This window comes from Nocardia sp. NPDC050630 (assembly GCF_044457245.1).
Lineage (GTDB): Bacteria > Actinomycetota > Actinomycetes > Mycobacteriales > Mycobacteriaceae > Nocardia.
Genome location: NZ_JBITGN010000012.1, coordinates 224,666 through 243,200 on the forward strand (window position 1 = coordinate 224,666; position 18,535 = coordinate 243,200).

General features: G+C 66.0%; 22 protein-coding genes. 6 read left to right on the forward strand and 16 right to left on the reverse strand.

Annotated features, from left to right (window positions below; genetic code table 11):
* Positions 1 to 34: 34 nt before the first annotated feature.
* The 5 genes from ACIBG0_RS27810 to ACIBG0_RS27830 form a co-directional block, all read right to left on the reverse strand.
* Positions 35 to 301, reverse strand: a complete 267-nt coding sequence (locus ACIBG0_RS27810; RefSeq protein ID WP_397036186.1) for a type II toxin-antitoxin system RelE/ParE family toxin — start codon at positions 299 to 301, stop codon at positions 35 to 37.
* Positions 298 to 576: a type II toxin-antitoxin system Phd/YefM family antitoxin gene (locus ACIBG0_RS27815; protein ID WP_397036188.1), complete on the reverse strand. Its 279-nt coding sequence runs from the start codon at positions 574 to 576 to the stop codon at positions 298 to 300. The genes ACIBG0_RS27810 and ACIBG0_RS27815 overlap by 4 nt, the downstream gene beginning before the upstream one ends.
* Positions 577 to 629: 53 nt before the next feature.
* Positions 630 to 1,664: a ribosome small subunit-dependent GTPase A gene (gene rsgA / locus ACIBG0_RS27820; RefSeq protein WP_397036190.1), complete on the reverse strand. Its 1,035-nt coding sequence runs from the start codon at positions 1,662 to 1,664 to the stop codon at positions 630 to 632.
* Positions 1,613 to 2,923: a 3-phosphoshikimate 1-carboxyvinyltransferase gene (gene aroA / locus ACIBG0_RS27825; RefSeq protein ID WP_397036192.1), complete on the reverse strand. Its 1,311-nt coding sequence runs from the start codon at positions 2,921 to 2,923 to the stop codon at positions 1,613 to 1,615. Before aroA ends, rsgA begins: the two co-directional genes overlap by 52 nt.
* A gap of 365 nt (positions 2,924 to 3,288) precedes the next feature.
* Positions 3,289 to 4,797 (reverse strand): aldehyde dehydrogenase family protein, encoded by a 1,509-nt coding sequence (locus ACIBG0_RS27830; RefSeq protein WP_397036194.1) that lies wholly within the window; start codon positions 4,795 to 4,797, stop codon positions 3,289 to 3,291.
* A gap of 132 nt (positions 4,798 to 4,929) precedes the next feature.
* On the opposite strand from ACIBG0_RS27830, the gene ACIBG0_RS27835 reads away from it, so the two are divergent.
* Complete coding sequence (locus ACIBG0_RS27835; protein WP_397036196.1) at positions 4,930 to 5,721, forward strand: SOS response-associated peptidase; 792 nt, start codon at positions 4,930 to 4,932, stop codon at positions 5,719 to 5,721.
* Between the two features lie 25 nt (positions 5,722 to 5,746).
* Here ACIBG0_RS27835 and ACIBG0_RS27840 read toward each other — a convergent pair whose 3' ends face one another.
* Both ACIBG0_RS27840 and ybaK read right to left on the reverse strand, forming a co-directional pair.
* Entirely contained in the window at positions 5,747 to 6,106 is a 360-nt protein-coding gene (locus ACIBG0_RS27840; protein ID WP_397036198.1) for a hypothetical protein, read from the reverse strand.
* Positions 6,107 to 6,180: 74 nt separating this feature from the next.
* On the reverse strand, positions 6,181 to 6,675 hold the full coding sequence (gene ybaK, locus ACIBG0_RS27845) for a Cys-tRNA(Pro) deacylase (RefSeq protein WP_397036200.1): 495 nt from the start codon (positions 6,673 to 6,675) through the stop codon (positions 6,181 to 6,183).
* A 292-nt stretch (positions 6,676 to 6,967) separates the two neighbouring features.
* Here ybaK and ACIBG0_RS27850 point away from each other — a divergent pair, with 292 nt between their 5' ends.
* Positions 6,968 to 7,639 carry a sigma-70 family RNA polymerase sigma factor gene (locus tag ACIBG0_RS27850; RefSeq protein WP_397036270.1) on the forward strand — a complete coding sequence of 224 codons (672 nt, stop codon included), beginning with the start codon at positions 6,968 to 6,970 and terminating at the stop codon, positions 7,637 to 7,639.
* Positions 7,640 to 7,659: 20 nt separating this feature from the next.
* Positions 7,660 to 7,920 (forward strand): mycothiol system anti-sigma-R factor, encoded by a 261-nt coding sequence (gene rsrA / locus ACIBG0_RS27855; protein WP_364493890.1) that lies wholly within the window; start codon positions 7,660 to 7,662, stop codon positions 7,918 to 7,920.
* A gap of 73 nt (positions 7,921 to 7,993) precedes the next feature.
* Here rsrA and ACIBG0_RS27860 read toward each other — a convergent pair whose 3' ends face one another.
* Positions 7,994 to 8,068, reverse strand: coding sequence for a 50S ribosomal protein bL37 (locus ACIBG0_RS27860; RefSeq protein WP_022597109.1), 75 nt, complete (start codon positions 8,066 to 8,068; stop codon positions 7,994 to 7,996).
* A 90-nt stretch (positions 8,069 to 8,158) separates the two neighbouring features.
* Between ACIBG0_RS27860 and ACIBG0_RS27865 the strand changes: the two genes are divergently transcribed.
* The gene (locus tag ACIBG0_RS27865) at positions 8,159 to 8,374 is read left to right on the forward strand and encodes a biotin/lipoyl-binding carrier protein (protein ID WP_397036202.1); all 216 of its coding nucleotides are present in this window, start codon (positions 8,159 to 8,161) and stop codon (positions 8,372 to 8,374) included.
* A 23-nt stretch (positions 8,375 to 8,397) separates the two neighbouring features.
* Positions 8,398 to 9,912: a sensor histidine kinase gene (locus ACIBG0_RS27870; RefSeq protein WP_397036204.1), complete on the forward strand. Its 1,515-nt coding sequence runs from the start codon at positions 8,398 to 8,400 to the stop codon at positions 9,910 to 9,912.
* Positions 9,913 to 10,490: 578 nt separating this feature from the next.
* Here the strand turns inward: ACIBG0_RS27870 and ACIBG0_RS27875 are convergent.
* Both ACIBG0_RS27875 and ACIBG0_RS27880 read right to left on the reverse strand, forming a co-directional pair.
* Positions 10,491 to 10,745: a WhiB family transcriptional regulator gene (locus ACIBG0_RS27875; protein WP_011211115.1), complete on the reverse strand. Its 255-nt coding sequence runs from the start codon at positions 10,743 to 10,745 to the stop codon at positions 10,491 to 10,493.
* Positions 10,746 to 10,996: 251 nt separating this feature from the next.
* Positions 10,997 to 11,941: a diacylglycerol/lipid kinase family protein gene (locus ACIBG0_RS27880; RefSeq protein WP_397036206.1), complete on the reverse strand. Its 945-nt coding sequence runs from the start codon at positions 11,939 to 11,941 to the stop codon at positions 10,997 to 10,999.
* Between the two features lie 67 nt (positions 11,942 to 12,008).
* Here ACIBG0_RS27880 and ACIBG0_RS27885 point away from each other — a divergent pair, with 67 nt between their 5' ends.
* The gene (locus ACIBG0_RS27885; RefSeq protein ID WP_397036208.1) at positions 12,009 to 12,440 is read left to right on the forward strand and encodes a hypothetical protein; all 432 of its coding nucleotides are present in this window, start codon (positions 12,009 to 12,011) and stop codon (positions 12,438 to 12,440) included.
* A 6-nt stretch (positions 12,441 to 12,446) separates the two neighbouring features.
* On the opposite strand, the gene ACIBG0_RS27890 is transcribed toward ACIBG0_RS27885, so the two are convergent.
* The 6 genes from ACIBG0_RS27890 to ACIBG0_RS27915 form a co-directional block, all read right to left on the reverse strand.
* Positions 12,447 to 13,127 (reverse strand): endonuclease V, encoded by a 681-nt coding sequence (locus ACIBG0_RS27890; protein ID WP_397036209.1) that lies wholly within the window; start codon positions 13,125 to 13,127, stop codon positions 12,447 to 12,449.
* Between the two features lie 4 nt (positions 13,128 to 13,131).
* Entirely contained in the window at positions 13,132 to 13,623 is a 492-nt protein-coding gene (locus ACIBG0_RS27895; RefSeq protein WP_397036211.1) for a GNAT family N-acetyltransferase, read from the reverse strand.
* The gene (locus ACIBG0_RS27900) at positions 13,620 to 14,231 is read right to left on the reverse strand and encodes an acid phosphatase (protein ID WP_397036213.1); all 612 of its coding nucleotides are present in this window, start codon (positions 14,229 to 14,231) and stop codon (positions 13,620 to 13,622) included. The genes ACIBG0_RS27895 and ACIBG0_RS27900 overlap by 4 nt, the downstream gene beginning before the upstream one ends.
* Positions 14,232 to 14,341: 110 nt before the next feature.
* Positions 14,342 to 14,821, reverse strand: a complete 480-nt coding sequence (locus tag ACIBG0_RS27905; protein ID WP_397036215.1) for a nitroreductase/quinone reductase family protein — start codon at positions 14,819 to 14,821, stop codon at positions 14,342 to 14,344.
* A gap of 49 nt (positions 14,822 to 14,870) precedes the next feature.
* Positions 14,871 to 16,106: a hypothetical protein gene (locus tag ACIBG0_RS27910; RefSeq protein ID WP_397036217.1), complete on the reverse strand. Its 1,236-nt coding sequence runs from the start codon at positions 16,104 to 16,106 to the stop codon at positions 14,871 to 14,873.
* A 553-nt stretch (positions 16,107 to 16,659) separates the two neighbouring features.
* On the reverse strand, positions 16,660 to 18,351 hold the full coding sequence (locus ACIBG0_RS27915; protein ID WP_397036273.1) for a DEAD/DEAH box helicase: 1,692 nt from the start codon (positions 18,349 to 18,351) through the stop codon (positions 16,660 to 16,662).
* Positions 18,352 to 18,535 lie beyond the last annotated feature (184 nt).

Below are 18,535 nucleotides of genomic sequence, written 5' to 3' on the forward strand. Positions count from 1 at the left end.
TCCATGGGCGCGTTTCGTAGTGGCCGCCCCGCGTCTAGCGTTCGTAAATATCGCGACGGTGTCCGGTGGTAACAACCAGGATGATCAGCTTGCCGTCGTCAACCTCGTAAACCAAGCGGTAGTTGCCAACTCGTAGCCGGAATCCTGGCCGGCCGGTAAGGGCCCGGACGTCTACCCCATCGCGTCGGTATGGGTCGTCGCCCAGCAGCGTGAGCGCGATCAGCAGGCGCATGGCATCGGGATGCGGAATATTCCGCAGTGCACGACGCGCGGCTGGGGTCCAACGGAATTCGTATTTCACGCCGCACCGTGATGGTCAGCGGCGAGGATCTCATCCATCATCTGGCCGAGGGTGATATTTTCCGGTTCACCACCTTCGGCGAGTGCTTCGTCGGCCATGCGTCCGAGTTGCTCATCTTCCCACTCCTCGAGCTTGGCGAGCATGTGCAGCGGGATGACTGCGGCGGCGGGTTCCCCGGCACGCGTAATGACGGTCACGTGCCCGTCCTGAACCGCGGCGTTGACGACGGCAGGAAGCTGGGCGCGGGCCTCACGAATGCTGAGCTGGTCTTCCATATCTGGAGTGTACACCCGGTCGTGTACACCAGACCCGGGGCGGCGGGCGGGAGCTACCAGGGATCGTTGGAGTTCAGGGCGCCCAGCAGCAGGCGAATCGCGGCGACGCGGCGTTCCTTGCCGAGCAAGGTATCCAGGGCGCATTCGGGATCCGCGGGCGGACCGAGATGGGTGCAGCCTCGGGGACAGTCCTCGATGGCGGCGGCCAGATCGGTGAAGGCGGCGATGACATCGTCGGGCGTGATGTGGGCAAGCCCGAAGGAACGAACACCGGGTGTGTCGATGACCCAGCCACCCCGCGGGAGCGGTAAGGCGACGGATTGGGTGGAGGTGTGTTTGCCCTTGCCCACGCCCGAGACCTCGCCGACCGCCCGATCCGCGTCGGGCACAAGACGATTCACCAAAGTGGATTTGCCAACGCCGGAGTGGCCGATGAAGGCGGTGAGTCGGTCGGTGAGCAAATCCAGGACCGGTTCCAGGGGATCGTCGATGCCGCCGTAGATGATGGTGAGGTCGAGATCGTCGAAGGCCGCGGCGAATTCGGATTCGGCGGCCAGATCGTGTTTGGTCAAACACAGAATCGGTTGCAGCCCACCGGCAAATGCGGCGACCATGGCGCGCTCGACGAAACCGGTGCGCGGCGGCGGATCGGCGAGGGCGACCACGATGAACAGCTGTTCGGCATTGCCGACGACGATCCGTTCGAACGGATCGGTGTCATCGGCGGTGCGGCGCAGGACCGTTCGGCGTTCGCCGACGCGGACGATGCGGGCGAGGGTATCGGGTTTCCCGGACAGATCGCCGACCACGTCGACCTGATCACCGACGACGATCGGGGTGCGGCCCAGTTCCCTGGCCCGCATGGCGACGATCAGCTTGTCCGGATCGCCGCCGAGCACGCAGCCCCAACGACCGCGGTCCACCGAAACGACCATGGCCGATTCCGCATCATTGTGCCGCGGACGGGTTTTCGTGCGTGGACGAGAGGATTTGCCCGGGCGCACCCGGACATCCGACTCGTCGTAATCGCGTCGTCTCAGCGGGCCGCTCCCTGATCGGTGAGCGTGGGATCGAGCATCTGCTCCCATAGGCCGACGAATCCGGGCAGCGTCTTGGCCGTGGTGCCGATATCCTCGATCGCCACGCCGGGCACCCGGAGTCCGAGAATCGCACCAGCCGTTGCCATTCGATGGTCGGCATAGGAATGCCAGTTGCCGCCGTGCAGCGGGGCCGGGGTGATCTCGAGTCCGTCCTCGGTCTCGGTGACATTGCCGCCGAGCCGGTTGATCTCGGTGGACAGCGCCGCGAGCCGATCGGTCTCGTGGCCGCGCAGGTGGGCGATGCCGCGCAGCCAGGACGGCGAATCAGCGAGTGCCGCAAGGGCAGCCACGGTCGGAGTCAACTCGCCGACCTCGTGCAGATCGATATCGATACCGGCCAGGCGCTCCGGGCCGCGCACGGTCAGCACGCCGTCGAACCGGGTGACCTCCGCGCCCATGCGCACCAGGATCTCCCGGATCACGTCACCGGGCTGCGTGGTCAGCCGCGGCCAATGCGGGATGCGGACCTCGCCGCCGGTGATCGCGGCCGCGGCCAGGAATGGCGTGGCATTGGACAGATCCGGTTCCACATCCCAGTTCACCGCGCGAATCGGGCCGGGGGCGACGGTCCAGGTCTGGGCCTTGCGGCTGTCGGCGGGGGCATCGACCGCGACGTCGGCGCGCCGCAGCATCTCCACCGTCATCTCGATATGCGGCATCGAGGGCAGCGCCTTGCCATCGTGATGCACCACGATGCCCTCGTCGAACCGGGCCGCCGACAGCAGCAGCCCGGAGACGAACTGTGAGGATCCGGAGGCATCGATGGTGACCGCGCCCCCACGCAGCGCGCCCTTGCCGTGCACCGTGAAAGGCAGCGCGTCGCCCTCGATGTCCGCGCCGATGCGGCGCAGTGCCTCCAGGATGGTGCCGAGTGGGCGAACCCGGGCCTGCTCGTCACCGTCGAAGGCGACGTCGCCGGTGGCCAGGGTCGCGACCGGTGGCAGGAACCGCATGACGGTGCCAGCCAAGCCGCAGTCGACGGTGCCGCCGTGCAGCGGCGCCGGTGTCACGGTCAGCGTTTCGGCGTCGCCTTCGATCCGCGCACCCAATGCGCACAGGGCGCCGATCATGAGTTCGGTATCGCGGCTGCGCAGCGCGCCGGAAATGGTCGAGGGGCCCTCGGCGAGGGCAGCCAGGATCAGGGCCCGATTCGTGATCGATTTAGATCCGGGCAGGGTCACGGTCGCGTGCACGGGGACATCGACTTGGGGCGCTGGCCAGAAACTCACCCGTCCATCTTCACCCATCGCGTCACCGGACACGCGGGCTGGGCTGTGTTTGATTTGCCGCGGCTGCGCCGCGGCGTGTTCGCGGCCCCCTGGTGTCTCGCGTCCGAGCCGTCGAGACTCGCGCCTGCGGCGCATGCGTTTCGACGGCTCGGACGCGAGACGGGCCGCGAACGGTCGCTCGTAAGACTCGCTTCGTTGTGGTTGGGGATGGCGGGGCCGTTCGGCACCTGGCGCACGCATCCGGGAAGGGCGAGTCCCGCGCCTGCGGCGCATGCGCTTGGACGGCTCGGACGCGAGACGGGCCGCGAACTCCCCGTTCGGAAGACTCGCTCCGTTGTGGTCGAAGGGCTCGCCTCGAAAGGCGAGCCCGGCGGGTGGGGCGGCTATTTGTGGCGGCCGTGCACGATCGGCACCAGGCGGCGCAGCAGCTTCATAGTGGACTGGGTCCGGGAGTAGCTGAGCAGTGCCATGCCGGGAATCGCGAAGCGCTGCACCGCGATCGAATGCGGACGGGAGAATTCGCGCAGGCCGGGCTCGCCGTGGATGCGCCCGATTCCGGAATCGCCGACACCTCCGAAGGGCAGTCCGGCGATGGCGGCGAAGCCGAGCACCGAGTTCACCGAAGTCGCGCCGACGCGCAGCCGTCGGGCGATCTCCAGGCCGTTCTTCTTCGAGTAGACCGCCGAGCCGAGGCCGTACTTTGATTTGTTGGCCAACTCGACCGCCTCGTCGACGCCGTCCACCGTCCGAATGGTGACGGTCGGCCCGAAGGTCTCCTCGGCCACGGCCTCGGAGTTCTCGTCCACATCGACCAGCACGACCGGCTCGATGAACGGACCCTTGACCGAGTCCGGGCCGCCGAGCACCGCGGTGCCGCCGTTCTTCAGCGCGTCATCGATATGGCGGCGCACGATATCGATCTGGCTGGGCATGGTCATCGGACCGTAGGCCGCATCGGCGCCCGAGCCCGGCTTGACCTCGCTCAAGATGCGCTTGACCTCCGCGACGAAGTCGTCGCGCACCGAGCGTTCCACGTACACCCGCTCCACACCGGCGCAGGTCTGGCCACTGTTGGCGGTGGCGCCCCAGGCGACCGCATCGGCCGCGGCCTTGATATCGGCATCGCCCGCGACGATCACCGCGTCCTTACCGCCGCATTCCAGCAGTACCGGGGTCAGCGTTTCGGCGGCCGCGGCCATGATCTTCTTACCGGTCGCGGTGGAGCCGGTGAACGCGATCTTGTCCACCCCCGACTGGACCAGCGCGGCACCGGTCGCGCCGTAACCATTGACGGTTTCGAAGACGCCTTCCGGCAGTTCCGGATTGGCCTTCTTGAACGCATCGGAGAGGAAATTGCCGATGCCGGTGGAGAATTCGCTCGGCTTGAAGACCACGGTATTGCCCGCGGCCAGGGCGTAGGCGATGGAGCCGTTCGGGGTGTAGACCGGATAGTTCCACGGGCCGATCACGCCGATGACACCGAGCGGACGCTGCTCCAATCGCGCGGAGAAGTTCGCCATGAACGCGCCGGGGGCGATCTTCTTCGGCGACAGCACCTTCTTGGCATTCTTGGCCGCCCAGGCGATGTGCTCGAGCGCGAGCATCAACTCCAGGAACGCATCATCGAGTGGTTTGCCGTTCTCCTTGTGGATGAGCGCGGTGAACTCCTCGGAATCCGCGACCAACTGGCTCGACCAGCGCAGCAGATGTTTGCGCCGCTCGTCGAAGCCGAGTCCGCCCCAGGTCGCGGCGGCGGTACGGGCCTTGGCGACGGCGGCGCGCACCGCGTCGGCATCGGCGATGGTGTGGGTGGCAATGACCTCTCCGGTGGCCGGATCGACCGATTTCAACGCCGTCTCCGGTGCCGTTGGGGTGGTCTCGATGGTTGTCACGGTTGGTCTCTCCTCTTGCCGAGATAAGTTAACGGCCATTCTCTGAGATGATGCTATGTCAGAACTCTCACCAGGTCACCCCCACCGCCAATTCTTCCCGAGTCTGTCGGCGCAGCGTGCAAGTATCGAGATATGTGCGGCAGATACGCGACAACTACCGATCCCGGTCGGCTCGCCGCCGAACTGGATGCCATCGATGAGACGCCGACCGATAACAAGGGTGGTTCCGCCAACTACAACGTCGCACCGACCACCCAGGTGCTGACCGTTGTCGAGCGGCATGAGCACGACCACCCGGACGACGACCCCAAGCTGCGCATCCGGCGCATGCGCTGGGGTCTGATCCCGGTGTGGACCAAGGCCGCCGAGCCGGGCGTACCGGTCAAGGGCAAACCGCTGTTCAATGCCCGCGCCGATAAGGCGGCTACCACGGCATCGTTTCGCGATGCGGTGAAGTATCGCCGCTGTCTGGTCCCGATGGACGGCTGGTACGAGTGGTTGGTCGAACCGGATGCCGGGGCGAAGGGTAAGGTCGCCAAACATCCGTACTTCATGTCGAATGCCGATGGTTCGCGGCTGTATATGGCCGGATTGTGGTCGGTATGGCGGGACCGTTCGCAGCGGGAGAGCGAACCGCTGCTGTCGTGCACCATTCTGACCACCGACGCCGTCGGCGAGTTAACCCGCATTCACGACCGGATGCCGCTGCCCATGCCGCAGGAGCATTGGGCGGACTGGTTGGATCCGGATCATCCGGCACCGGCCACGCTGCTGGAGACGCCGAGCGTGGAATCGGTGGCGGGCATTGTGGCGCGTCCGGTTTCATCGCTGGTCAACAGCGTACGCAATAACGGTCCGGAACTATTGGCGCCGTTGGACACTCGGGGCGGTACGGAAAAGGCCGGGCAGATCAGCTTGCTGTGATCGCCCGGCCCGGCCGGTCATCGGCTCAGAGCTGGCATTTCACGCTGTCGGTCACGATATTCAGCGCGCACTTGACGATCCCGCCGCCCAAGTCGATCACCTTGCGGGCGACGCCGCCGCCAAGGTCGATGACCTTGCCGGCGACGCCGCCGCCCAACTTCTCGGCCTTGTCGGCCTTCTCATCCTTCGTCGGAGGTTTGTTCTTCTTCTGCCCGTCGTCAACGACATGCTCATCGAAGGGGAAGTCGTTGACGTCGATTACCAGGGGGCCGCCCGGTGCGGCGGTGGCCGCAGGCGCTGGCAGCGCGACCGGGCCGGTAGTGAGCAGGAGAACTCCGAACAGAGTGACGATGACAGTGCTGCACAATCGCTGGCGCGCGGACATTTCGCATCACATCCTCGAGTCGGACGATATGGGCCCGTTCAGTAACGCACAAATGTTGCTGACATGGTACGGAGTTATACGGATGTGACTGGTGAGGTTACCGCGTCGGTGAGCCGGATCAAGTCCGCAGGGGCCAATTCGATCTCGAGACCCCGCCGTCCCGCACTGCAAAGCATGCGGTCCCAGGCCAATGCCGAGGCATCGACGACGGTGGGCAGCAGCTTGCGCTGACCGAGCGGTGAGATGCCGCCGAGGACGTAACCGGTGATTCGCTCGGCCTTCGCCTTATCCGCCATGGCCGCCTTGGGCGCGCCGAGCGCCGCGGCGGCGGCCTTGAGCGACAACGTATTCGGCACCGGCAGCACCGCGACCGCGAGCGCACCGGTCGACAATTCGATCACCAGCGTCTTGAAGATCTGCGCCGCCGTCACCCCGACCTCGGCGGCGAGCGCGTCGACCGCCTCGGTGCCATAGGAATCGGTGCGTGGGTCGTGCTTGTACGCGTGCACGCGATGGGCCACACCGGCCTTGGCCAGGGTGCGGATCGCCGGGGTAGAGGCTCCTGCCATGCGGGTCACCCTAATGCCGGTGGGCAAGGGGTTTTCGGCGCACGGAGTTCGCTGTGGGAACACAGTCGGGCGCGGACATGTTGCATGCGATACGAAAGCCGTATGGCGGCTGTAGGACGTGAAGGAGAGGTCGGTGTCGGTTCTGCTCGACGAACGCCCCGTGACGTCGCTGGTGCTCGATCTGCGACACCCCCGGCGCCCTCCGGGGTCACGCTCGACTACCGCCTCAGGGCGCGTCGAGAGCGCCGCGGCGGACGCTCAGTTCTCACTCGATCCGGCCACGCCTGTAGATTTGGCAGGTACGGCGATCGAAGGGATTGGTGTGACGAGCGACGATGACGTGGTGACCGACGGTGCGGTCGGCGCCGCGGTCGACGATACCGAGCTGGTGCAGCGGTTCGAGCGCGATGCGCTCCCGTTGCTCGACCAGCTCTACGGTGCCGCGCTGCGCATGACCCGGAATCCGGCCGATGCTGAGGATTTGGTACAGGAGACCTACGTCAAGGCGTTTCAGGGCTTCAAATCCTTCAAGGAGGGCACCAATCTTCGTGCCTGGCTCTACCGCATCCTGACCAACACCTACATCAACTCCTACCGCAAGAAGCAGCGTCAGCCCGCGCAGTATCCGACCGACGAGATCACCGACTGGCAGCTCGCCGCCACCGCCGAGCACACCTCGACCGGCCTGCGTTCGGCCGAGGTCGAGGCGCTGGACGCGTTGCCGGACGACGACATCAAGGCCGCACTGCAGGAGCTCCCGGAGGAATTCCGGATGGCGGTGTACTACGCCGACGTCGAAGGTTTTCCATATAAGGAAATCGCCGACATCATGGGCACCCCCATCGGTACGGTGATGTCCCGGCTGCATCGCGGCCGTAAGCAGCTCAAAGGATTGCTCGCCGATGTGGCGCGCGAACGTGGATTCAACCGCAACGGCGCGGAACGCCAGGAGGTCAAGCAGTGAGTACGGAGCGTGACCCCGATATGGAGTTGGACTGCACGGCTGTACTCGCCGATGTCTGGCTCATGCTCGACGGTGAATGTGACGATGCCACCAGGGCCCGGCTGCAGCACCATATGGATCACTGTTCGCCGTGCATCGAGGCCTACGGCATCGAGGAGAAGATCAAGAGCCTGCTGAGCCGCAAGTGCGGCGGCGATCGGGCACCGGATTCGCTGCGCGATCGGCTGACACTGGAGATCCGCCGATCGGTCACGGTCACGCGGGTCGAGACCACCGAGTAGTCCCGGAGACCGAAAAAACACCGAGTGCCTTACGAAAGATCTTGGCCCTCGGTGTTTTTCGTCTGTTTACGGCTCAGGCGTTAGGACGCTTGCCGTGGTTGGCCGCGTTTCCCTTGCGGCTGCGCTTCTTACGACCACGCTTACCCATAGGTAGTCTCCCTTCTGATCGAAGGTCATTGTTTCATGTGTGGTTGGCTGTAGCTTCAGCGGATACGGGCGAACGAGTGGATGAGGTGTCATGGCGGAGGAAGTGCTCTCGGAGCTGGTGTCGGTCGTGCAGCAGGTTGTCGTTGCCGAGGGCGACGAGGTGCATGAGGGGGACACCCTGGTGATCCTCGAGTCGATGAAGATGGAGATCCCGGTGCTCGCCGAAAGCAGTGGCACGGTGACCTCGATCGGCGTCAAAGCCGGCGATGCGATCAAGGCCGGGCACCTGATCGCCGTCATCTCTTAACTTCTGAAGCGGGTAGATCGAATATGGCGACACTGAGCGAGCTGCTGGCCGAACACACCGACCTACCCGGCGTCGCCGTGGACCATCTACAGCGGGTGGTCGGCGATTGGCAGCTGCTGGCCGATCTGTCCTTCGCGGATCTGCTGCTGTGGGTCGGTGCGGGACCGATCACCGACGGTGCGGATATCGTCTGCGTCGCGCAGTGCCGCCCGACGACCGCGCCGACCGTCCATCCGGAGGACCGCGTCGGTGGAAGCGCCTCGCAGACCGATCATCCGCAGGTCTTCGACGCGCTGACGACCGGCAAGATCGTGCGCGCGGACAGCGATATCGAAGCCGAGGGCGTCTACCATCCACATCCAGTGCACGCGATCCGCGAGGCCATTCCGGTGCGCTGCGGCGACGATGTCATCGCGGTGCTCAGCCGCGATACCGATCTGCAGCGCTCGCGGGTGCGCAGCACACTGGAGATCGCCTATGTCGCCTGCGCCGACGATCTGTGCCAGATGATCGCCGACGGCACCTTCCCGACCACCGAAGACCGCGCCGCGACGCACTCCAGCCCCCGTGCGGGCGACGGCTTCATCCGGCTCGATACCGAGGGCATCGTCGTCTACGCCAGCCCGAATGCGCTGTCGGCGTATCACCGGATGGGTCTGCAGTCGGATCTGGCCGGTCAGGACCTGGCCGTCACCACCCGGTCGCTGATCACCGATCCGTTCGACGCCCAGGAGGTCGTCGGCGATATCCAGGCCGCCCTGGCCGGCCGGACCGGGCGCCGCATGGAGGTCGAGGCACGCGGTGCCACCGTGCTGCTGCGCACGCTGGTGTTGCGCCCGCACGGCGAACTCGCCGGTGCCGCGGTGTTGGTTCGCGATGTCACCGAGGTCAAGCGCCGCGACCGTGCGCTGCTGAGCAAGGATGCGACCATCCGGGAGATTCACCACCGGGTGAAGAACAATCTGCAGACCGTGGCCGCGCTGCTGCGCCTGCAGGCGCGCCGCACCGAGAACGAGGAGGCGCAGGTCGCACTGACCGAATCGGTGCGCCGGGTCACCTCGATCGCCTCGGTGCACGAAATGCTGTCCATGTCGGTGGACGAAGAGGTCGATCTCGACGAGGTGGTGGACCGGCTGCTGCCGATCATGGCCGATGTCGCGACCGTGCACACCGCGAGAATCAAAGTGCGCCGGGCGGGTTCGCTCGGCGTGTTCTCCGCCGAACGCGCCACGCCGCTGGTGATGGTGCTCACCGAACTGGTGCAGAACGCCATCGAGCACGCCTTCGATTCGGGCGAAAACGGCACGGTGACAATCCGTTCCGAGCGTTCGGCGCGCTGGCTGGACGTGATCATCAGCGACGACGGCCGCGGCCTGCCCCCGGGTTTCAGCCTGGAATCCTCCGACCGCCTCGGCCTGCAGATCGTGCGCACCCTGGTCACCGCCGAACTCGGCGGCTCCATCGGTTTACACCCAGGTGCCGATATCGGCACCGACGCCGTACTGCGAGTCCCATTGGGCCGCCGCTCCGGCCGCTGAGTCGAATTCGCCTGGCAAGCAATAAAACTCAACTTCCACGTAAACCTGACCACAATGGAGCGTGTCTTACCAGGGACTTTCGCGCCCTGTCTCGCGTCCGAGCGGTCCGAGCGCATGCGACGCAAGCGCAGGAGTCAAACATTCAACACCCGTGCACTAGGTGCCGAACGCCCCGCTACCGGCAACCGCAACGGCACTCGTCTTACGAGCGACCGTTCGCGCCCTATCTCGCGTCCGAGTCGTCGAAGCGCACGCGCCCACAACTCACCCTTCCCGCACGCGCACACCAAGTGCCGAACGCCCCGTCACTCCCAACCACCACGGAGCGAGTCTTACGAGCGAGGAGTTCGCGGCCCGTCTCGCGTCCGAGCCGTCGAAGCGCATGCGCCGCAGGCGCGAGTCTCGACGGCTCGGACGCGAGACACCAGGGGGCCGCGAACACGCCGCGCCCGCGCGGCCAAAAACACAGCACACGCTGCGGCGCAGCCGCGGCCAAACAAAAGAGCCCGGCACCTGAGTGCCGGGCTTGGCTGCGTTACCGGGCCGGGCTGATAGGTCCGGTAACGCTGGTCGTCCTACTAGACGACGGTGCGGGTACGTGTGCGGGCGTTGCGACGTTTGAGCGCCCGACGCTCGTCCTCGCTCATACCACCCCACACGCCGGCATCCTGCCCGGACTTCAGGGCCCAGGACAGGCAGTCAGCGGTAACGGGGCAGCGAGCGCAGACCAGCTTGGCATCGGCAATCTGCGCGAGCGCCGGACCACTGTTACCCACCGGGAAGAACAGCTCGGGGTCCTCATCGCGACAGATGGCCTTGTGGCGCCAGTCCATTCCTCTGCTCCTTTGCTGGGCGCCGCAAAAGGGCGCCTATGGTTTGTGGATCGTTCACTTGTGCGACTCGAATGTTTCCGCACGGTTGCTTGTGAATGCTTTCACGAACACCGTAGATGTCAATAGGTATCCGGTGCACCGTGGGGAAGCTCACGCTCTCAAGGAACCCCTAGGGGAACCTGCCCGGTCCTTTGTACTCGCTCTACCCAGTTTTTGCAGCACAACACCGAGTTTTTTCGCGCGTTTCGTGCTCATTTCGGGCGCGGAGCGATGACCTCCAGCACGTCCGGCACGGCTGTGAAATCCACCATGTTGCGTTTTCCGATGAAGTCGCCATCGATTTGCAGGCCGATGGGCTCGCTGGCCTCGATATGCACGGACGGCACATCGTCTTCACGAAATAGGTTGCGGGACTTGGGATTTCCATTGGCCGAAAGAAGCTGTCTGGCCAGCAACAGAGTGGAGACCACCGACATGGACCGCACGGCAAACACACCGAGCCCGGTCTCGAAGGCCGTTCCCGGGTTGGTGTGCACCGGGGTGGCGTTCAGGTAGGTCCACGGGCTGGCGTTCGTTACGAAGGCGTAATGGACCTCACTGATCGGCTCGAAGCCCGGGATCTCGATCCGGACGCTCGGCTCCTTGCGCTTCGACTTGAAGAACTGTTGGACGGTGGTGCGAAGGTAGCGACCGGGAGTGGCGGCATGGCCGTTGGCGCGGCTGTTGTCGATCGCCTCGCAGACATCGGCGTCCAGACCGACGCCCGCGCTGAAGCCGAACCATCGATCGTCGGCGAGGCCGAGGCCGATCTTGCGATCGTGATCGAGGGTGAGCAGATCGATGAGCTGGTTGGTCGCGGTGACCGGATCCGGGGAGATGCCGAGTGCGCGTGCGAACACATTCGCCGAACCGCCCGGAATCACGCCGAGGCGCGGCAGCCAGGCCTGTCCGTCGTCGACCTGGGGTAGCGGCAGATAACCGTTGATGGTCTCGTTGACCGTCCCATCGCCGCCGTGCACCACGATCAGATCCATCTCGTTGGTCGCTGCCCACTGCGCCAATTCCGCCGCGTGGCCGCGGTGCTGGGTATGCGCGACGGTCAGCTGAGTCCGGCTCTCCAACGCGTGCGCCAGCAGGTCCCGCGTCGCCGGCGTAGTCGAGGTGGCATTCGGATTCACGATCAGCAACGTCCGCACCTTCGGCAGCCTAATCGGCGCACGGCCCGGTCCGAAAAGCCGCCGAGTGCGTTCTAGGCTTGGCCACGTGGCGGACAGCGGCAAAGACGAGGTTTCGGCGGGCGTGCCCGCGACGGTGCGCGGCGCGGGTGGGTTGGTCGCGCTGGAGGGTGCGGTGGCCGTGGTCGTGGCGATCGTGCTGATCGTGCGCGGCCTGCTCGGACACGATCAGAGCGCCGCGAGCGGATACGGCACGGCGGCGTGGTTCGGCATTCTCGGCGGCGCCGTCCTCGCGGCCGGAATCGGACTTTTTCTCGGGCACCGATGGGGGCGGGCCATCGCGGTGATCGCACAGGTGCTGCTGCTTCCGGTGACGTGGTCGCTGCTGACCGATTCGCATCAGCCGCTGCTCGGCGCGCTGCTCGGCATTGTCGTGGTTGGCGCGCTGGTGCTGCTGTTCGCCCCCGCGTCGAATCGCTGGATGGCCGAGGTCTACGGGATCGAACCGGAATCGAAGTAGTCGAGTTCAGGTGGTGGCGGCCCGCAGCGCCGCGCGGCACAGGTGATCGGCCTGCCGGGTGGTTTCCGGCTGACGGTAGCGCGGGGTGAGCGCGAGCACCTGGGTGCATGCGGTGTCCAGGTCGATGAGATGGCCGACCGAGACGAAGACCGGTTTGGCGCCGCGCCGGGTCCGCAGCGCGCGCCCGACGACTTCGCCGTCCATGGTGATATCGCTGCCTGCTCCGCGTTCCGGACCGGGTTCGCGGTAGTCGCCCCACGGCGTCTTGGCCACGCCGATCGTCGGTGTCCCCGTGAGGATTCCGACGTGGCAGGCCAAGCCGAAGCGGCGCGGATGTGCGAGTCCGTATCCATCGCAGACCAGCAGATCCGGTGTGGTACGGAGCTTTTCGAGTGCGGCGAGGGTTAGCGGCAGTTCACGGAAGGACAGCAGGCCCGGCACATAGGGAAATCCGACGGCACCGTGTGCTATGGCGGAATCGACGGGATCCAATGTGGCACTATCCAATACGACGGCAGCTGCGGCAGTTGTCCCGGTTTCGTCGTCGTAGGCGGAGTCGAGCCCGGCAATGGCGCGGAATTGCGGCGGGTGCGGATCGGCCGCAATCACCAGATGCCGCAAGGCATCCTGGATCGCCATGGCCTCGTCCGCGGTGGTCGGCCAATCCGTTGGTGCGGTAACCCTCACTCCCTCACCAGGCTTCGGCGGCAAGCTTATCGATGGCCGCGCCGGTGAGCCGGTAGCCGACCCACTCGTCCTGCGGGGTGGCGCCGATGGATTTGTAGAACTCGATGGCGGGCGCATTCCAGGTCAGCACGGCCCAGTCCACGCGGCTGTAGCCCTTGGCGACGGCCTCCTCGGCCAGGGCGGCCAGTAGCGCCTTGCCGTAACCCTTGCCGCGGGTTTCCGGTTTGACGTACAGGTCCTCCAGGTAGATGCCGTGTACGCCGGTCCAGGTGGAGTAGTTCAGGAACCAGATCGCACAGCCGACCACACCGGTCTCGTCCTCGACGACATGGGCGAAAACCGCGGGCGACGGCCCGAACAGCGCGGCGCCCAGCTGCCCGGCCGTGAGTGTGCACTGCGCGCGGGACTTCTCGTACTCGGCGAGATCTTCGACCAGGCCCACCATGGCGGGTACATCGGCAGGGGTGGCGCGACGGATCTGGCCGGGGCGAGTCATTGTGCGGCTCCATGATTTGTGGGAACTAGGTTGTGCGCCAGAATGGTTCGGTCGTCGTGTTCGTAACCGAGCACGGTGATCGCGGCGGTCGACATCGCGAAGCGCCGCCCCTCCCGGATATCGAGTTCGGCCCAGCGGGCGATCAGCGCCCGGGAGAAATGACCGTGGCCGACCAGCACGATATCCCGGTCCGGCAGGGTAGGTTCCACCGATGCCAGCACCCGATCGGCGCGTGCGCTGACCTGCGCGGCCGTCTCGCCACCCGGGACGACTCCGGTCCAGATGGTCCAGCCGGGATCGTGCTCGCGGATCTCGACGGAGGTTTTGCCCTCGTAATCGCCGTAATCCCATTCGGCCAGATCGTCATCGACGACGGTATCGATGAGCGCGGCGAGCGCCGCGGTGCGGACAGCGCGTTGGCGCGGACTGGTGAGCACCAGCGGGTCACGCAGCTTCAGCTCATCGAGCACTTCGCCCGCGGCACGGGCCTGCTCCGCACCGCGCTCGGTGAGTGGCAGATCGGTGCGGCCGGTATGGCGCCGCTGGCTGGACCAGGTGGTTTCGCCGTGTCGGAGCAGGACCAGTCGGGCATCGTCGCGTGCGGACATGACTTCCATCATGGTCAAACCCTCGCCCGGTCCCGCGCACCGGGGCCGATCCGGCATGCGTGCGCGGACTTATCAACGCGCACTTTCGGTCAGCCCGTCCTGGACGAGCACTACCAGGGAAGCGGCAGGGAGACTTTTTCCTGGTATTCGGCGAGCAGCGGATTGTGCTCGCGTACCCAGACGGCGAACTCGTCGTATTCCGCGCCGGTCAGCGCGAGCGCGGTGCCCTGGAACGTCTTGGTTCCGAACTCGATGGTTACCCGCGGGTCGGCCCGCACGTTGTGGTACCACGCCGGGTACCGGTCCTCGATGAACGAACTCACGAACATGGTGGCGTCGCGGCGTAGCAGGCCGAGCGGCACTACATGCTGCTTACCGGTCTTGGCCCCCGTGGTGGTGAGCAGGATCAGTTCGCTGCCCGCGTAGGCGCCGCCGACTGTGCCGCCGTTGGCGCGGAATTCCTGGATCACACCGTCGTTCCAGTGCGCGATATCCGCGTCGGAGTACACCTGATTCCACGGTGCGTCGGCATCCTCGTAGGAGGTGATCGTGGATTTCGATGCCGATGGCGAAGTCTCGGGCTCGGTCACGGCGTCAGTGTCGCATCCGGCACCGACAGAAACGGCGGGCTCGCGATGGTCAGCCGAGCGCGAAGATCTCGGCGCCGCGCTTTTCCAGCACCATGGTGCCGAGGACGGCGAGCGAGATGGGGGAGCCGTCGTAGCCGGGGCGGGCTACCGGAATGCGCGAGACCTCGGTACCCGAGGTGGGGTCGAGGACTGCGATGGCACCGTCGACCGGCACGAGCAGTCGGCCCGCCATGAAGACAGGACTGCCGAGGGCCCCGGGTGCGGCCCAGATCGGATCGAAAGTGCCCGCGTTCAAGGCGATCAGGCTGTTGCCGGTGAACACCAGGAACAGCGAACTGATCCGGGTGGTTGTCGTCTTATCGCTCAGCGGTGCGGAAAGTTGGTGCACCACAAGCGCGTTCCCGGTGCCGTCGAAGACCTCCAGCCGTGGTGATGTCGCTTCGGCGGTCGCGGTGGCGGGGGTACCGGGTAGGTACAGCACGATTCGATTGTCGGACACCGCGATTACGCGCCCGTCTGGTGAGTCCGAACCGGATCCGTTGAGCACATGCGAGCCGTACTCCTCGGGCACCGTATTGTCCTTCGGCGCGGGATTGAGCACGGTCAGCCGGTTGGTGGGATCTTCGGGGCAGCGTTCGAGCACGGCGAGCCGGGTAGAGCTCGAACTCGACGAGATCAGCTTGCAGCCCTTGCGCGGTTGAGTTTTCACGTTCACCGGTGCGTCGACGTAGCCGTATTCGAGGGTGCGCACCAGATCCGAGCGCCACATCTCCAGCCGTCGCGGACCCTGGGCCAGCACATAGGTGCCGTCGACCGATAGCTGCACAGCCGGATCCATATAGCTGCTGCGCGCGGTCCGGCGCGAACCGTCCTCACCGGCGAGCAGTGTGGCTTGGCTGCAACCGCGCTGGTCCTTGTACACCGCGATCACGGTGCCGAACTGCGACTCCACGCCGCACAGTGGTAGGTCGCGCCGATAGTGCCACACTTGCGTACCCGTGCGCGGATCGTGCCCCGTGACCGTGCCGTCCGCGCCCGTCACGACTGTGCCGGCGGCCACCAGCGCTCGGTCCGCGGCCGGGTCGGGCGCGTGCCACAGCTCGTGCAGACTCGTCGGAACCTGATCGGCCGCCGCCGGAGTGGAAACCGGATGTTCCGCCGTCACCGACTCGGTGCCCCTGGCATCACTGCGCGCCCACACCACCGCGGCCGCGATCACCACGACCACGGCGATCGCGACTGCGGAGATGATGTCGGCGCGCGTTCGCCGCTCGGGTGCGAGCACGTTTGCGAGACTACAACGTATCGCCCGGCCGATGCGATCGGTCTCACGGTGGACATCCGCCAGTGGATGACGGCCACCGACACGTTGAATGGCGCTTACCTGCCGGTATTTCCGCGTCGACACTCGCCTGCGACGGGGCATCGGCGACGCACCGGCATCTGCGCTGCGACCGCTCAGACGCCACAGGCGTGCCTGACCATGTCAGACGCGTCTGCTTGTTGACGGACCTGTTGGTGCTTGCCTGCGAGTGTGTGTCGCCAGACGCGTCCGCAGCTGCGGCGGTTGAGATGCCGCACGCGCGCCTGGTCCATGTCAGAAGCGCCTGCTGCTGACGGGCCCGTCGCTGCTTGCCTGCGAGTGTGTGTCGCCAGACGCGTCCGCAGCTGCGGCGGCTCAGATGCCACAGGCGTGCCTGACCATGTCAGACGCGTCTGCTTGTTGACGGACCTGTTGGTGCTTGCCTGCGAGTGTGTGTCGCCAGACGCCGCCGCAGCCGCGACGGTTGAGATGCCGCAGGCGCGCCTATCCATGACAGACGCGCCTGTGTTGATGACTATGCCGAGGCGGTCACCGTTTCGGGAGCGGTTTCCGTGGCCGCTTCGCCAGCGGGCTTGCGCCGACGGCGCCGACGGCGCGCGGGCTGTTCGGTGGTTTCGGCGTCATCGGCATCGCTGTCCGAGTCCGGCTCGGCGGTCACGTTCGCGTCGTCATTCGGCTCGGCGCCGTTCTCCGTGCCATTTTCGGTGGCACCACCGGACTTGCGCCGGCGGCGGCGGCGACGGGCGGGCTTATCCGCCGTCTCGTCGTCGGTCGCATCGTCGAGCGGGGGTGCGGCGTCATCGGTTCCGGCATCGCCGGTCTCGATGACGTTGGCTTCACCGTCGAGCGGCTGTCCCGCGCGGGTGCGGCGCCGATTGCGCGTGCGCGGTGTGCGGGCAGGGCGCTCGACAACCTCGGCGTCCTCGTCACGGACCGGCTTCGGCTTGCGGATCGTGCCGCTGACACCCTCCGGAATGCCGAGGTCGGAGAACAGATGCGGGGAGCGCGAATACGTTTCGACCGGATCCGGGATGCCGAGACCCAGGGCGGTGTCGATGGCGGCCCAGCGGTTCAGTTCGTCCCAGTCGATCAGCGTCACCGCGACACCGGTGCGTCCGGCCCGGCCGGTGCGTCCGATCCGGTGCACGTAGGTCTTCTCGTCCTCCGGGCACTGATAGTTGACGACGTGGGTGACATCGTCGATATCGATACCGCGCGCCGCGACATCGGTCGCGACCAACACATCGATGGCACCCTTGCGGAACTTGTTGAGCGCCTTCTCCCGAGCGATCTGCCCGAGGTCACCGTGCACGGCGCCGACGGCGAAGCCTCGGTCGGCCAGATCGTCGGCGACCTTCTGCGCCGTGCGCTTGGTCCGGGTGAAGATCATGGTCGCGCCGCGGCTCTCGGCCTGCAGCACCTTGGCGACGAGTTCGCTCTTATCCAGCGCGTGCGCCCGGTAGACGAACTGCGCGGTGCGATCGTGCACGGCCGAATCGTGCGGTTCCTCAGCACGGATATGCGTCGGCCTGGTCAGGAAGGTGCGGGCCAGGGTGATGATCGGGCCCGGCATGGTGGCCGAGAAGAGCATGGTCTGACGTTGCGTCGGAACCATGCCGAGAATGCGTTCGATATCCGGTAGGAAGCCCAGATCCAGCATTTCGTCGGCCTCGTCCAGAACCAGCACGCCGATCTTGCCGAGGATCAGATGGCCCTGATCGGCCAAATCCATGAGTCGGCCGGGTGTACCGACGACCACGTCGACTCCGGAGCGCAGCGCCGCGATTTGGGACTCGTATGGACGGCCGCCGTAGATCGAGAGCACGCGCAGCTGGCCCTGGTGGTTCTTCAGGTACTTGCTCGCGTTCTCCAGATCCTTGGTGACCTGGATGCACAGTTCGCGCGTCGGCACGATGATGAGCGCCCGGGGGGTGCCGTCCAGCGGGGTCGTCCCGGTGTCGGCGGTAGCGATCCGGTGCAGCAGCGGTACACCGAATCCGAAGGTCTTACCCATGCCCGTGCGGGCCTGACCGATCAGATCTTCGCCGGCGAGTGCCAGCGGCAGGGTCAGTTCCTGAATTGCGAAGGTACGTTCGATTCCGATCTCGCCGAGCGCGCGCACGATTTCATCGCGAACCCCCAATTCGGCGAATGTCGGAGCGGTGTGTGTTTCGTCCAGTTCGGCGGTCAGTAGCGTATCCGCCAGACCGGGTTCCTGTTCGACAGTGATCTTGCTCAGGTTCGTGCCTTTCCTCGTTAGCGCGTCACGCGCGCACGAGGTGTGGGGCGGACCGGTCGGCCCGCGACAACCACATATCCGCCTGTGATACTCACCTCGGCCACTGCCCTGATGCCTGCGGCAGCTCGTCGTTTCGGCGGCTGACCTCAGC

Excerpts from the sequence above, each read along its gene's own strand:
- ybaK (WP_397036200.1), bottom strand. The coding sequence starts at position 6,675 with ATGGCAGGAGCCTCTACCCCGGCGATCCGCACCCTGGCCAAGGCCGGT.
- ACIBG0_RS27895 (WP_397036211.1), bottom strand. The coding sequence starts at position 13,623 with ATGACTCGCCCCGGCCAGATCCGTCGCGCCACCCCTGCCGATGTACCC.
- rsgA (WP_397036190.1), bottom strand. The coding sequence starts at position 1,664 with ATGGGAGCAGATGCTCGATCCCACGCTCACCGATCAGGGAGCGGCCCG.
- ACIBG0_RS27815 (WP_397036188.1), bottom strand. The coding sequence starts at position 576 with ATGGAAGACCAGCTCAGCATTCGTGAGGCCCGCGCCCAGCTTCCTGCC.
- rsrA (WP_364493890.1), top strand. The coding sequence starts at position 7,660 with ATGGAGTTGGACTGCACGGCTGTACTCGCCGATGTCTGGCTCATGCTC.
- ACIBG0_RS27870 (WP_397036204.1), top strand. The coding sequence starts at position 8,398 with ATGGCGACACTGAGCGAGCTGCTGGCCGAACACACCGACCTACCCGGC.
- ACIBG0_RS27865 (WP_397036202.1), top strand. The coding sequence starts at position 8,159 with ATGGCGGAGGAAGTGCTCTCGGAGCTGGTGTCGGTCGTGCAGCAGGTT.
- ACIBG0_RS27900 (WP_397036213.1), bottom strand. The coding sequence starts at position 14,231 with ATGTCCGCACGCGACGATGCCCGACTGGTCCTGCTCCGACACGGCGAA.
- aroA (WP_397036192.1), bottom strand. The coding sequence starts at position 2,923 with ATGGGTGAAGATGGACGGGTGAGTTTCTGGCCAGCGCCCCAAGTCGAT.
- ACIBG0_RS27840 (WP_397036198.1), bottom strand. The coding sequence starts at position 6,106 with ATGTCCGCGCGCCAGCGATTGTGCAGCACTGTCATCGTCACTCTGTTC.
- ACIBG0_RS27875 (WP_011211115.1), bottom strand. The coding sequence starts at position 10,745 with ATGGACTGGCGCCACAAGGCCATCTGTCGCGATGAGGACCCCGAGCTG.
- ACIBG0_RS27835 (WP_397036196.1), top strand. The coding sequence starts at position 4,930 with ATGTGCGGCAGATACGCGACAACTACCGATCCCGGTCGGCTCGCCGCC.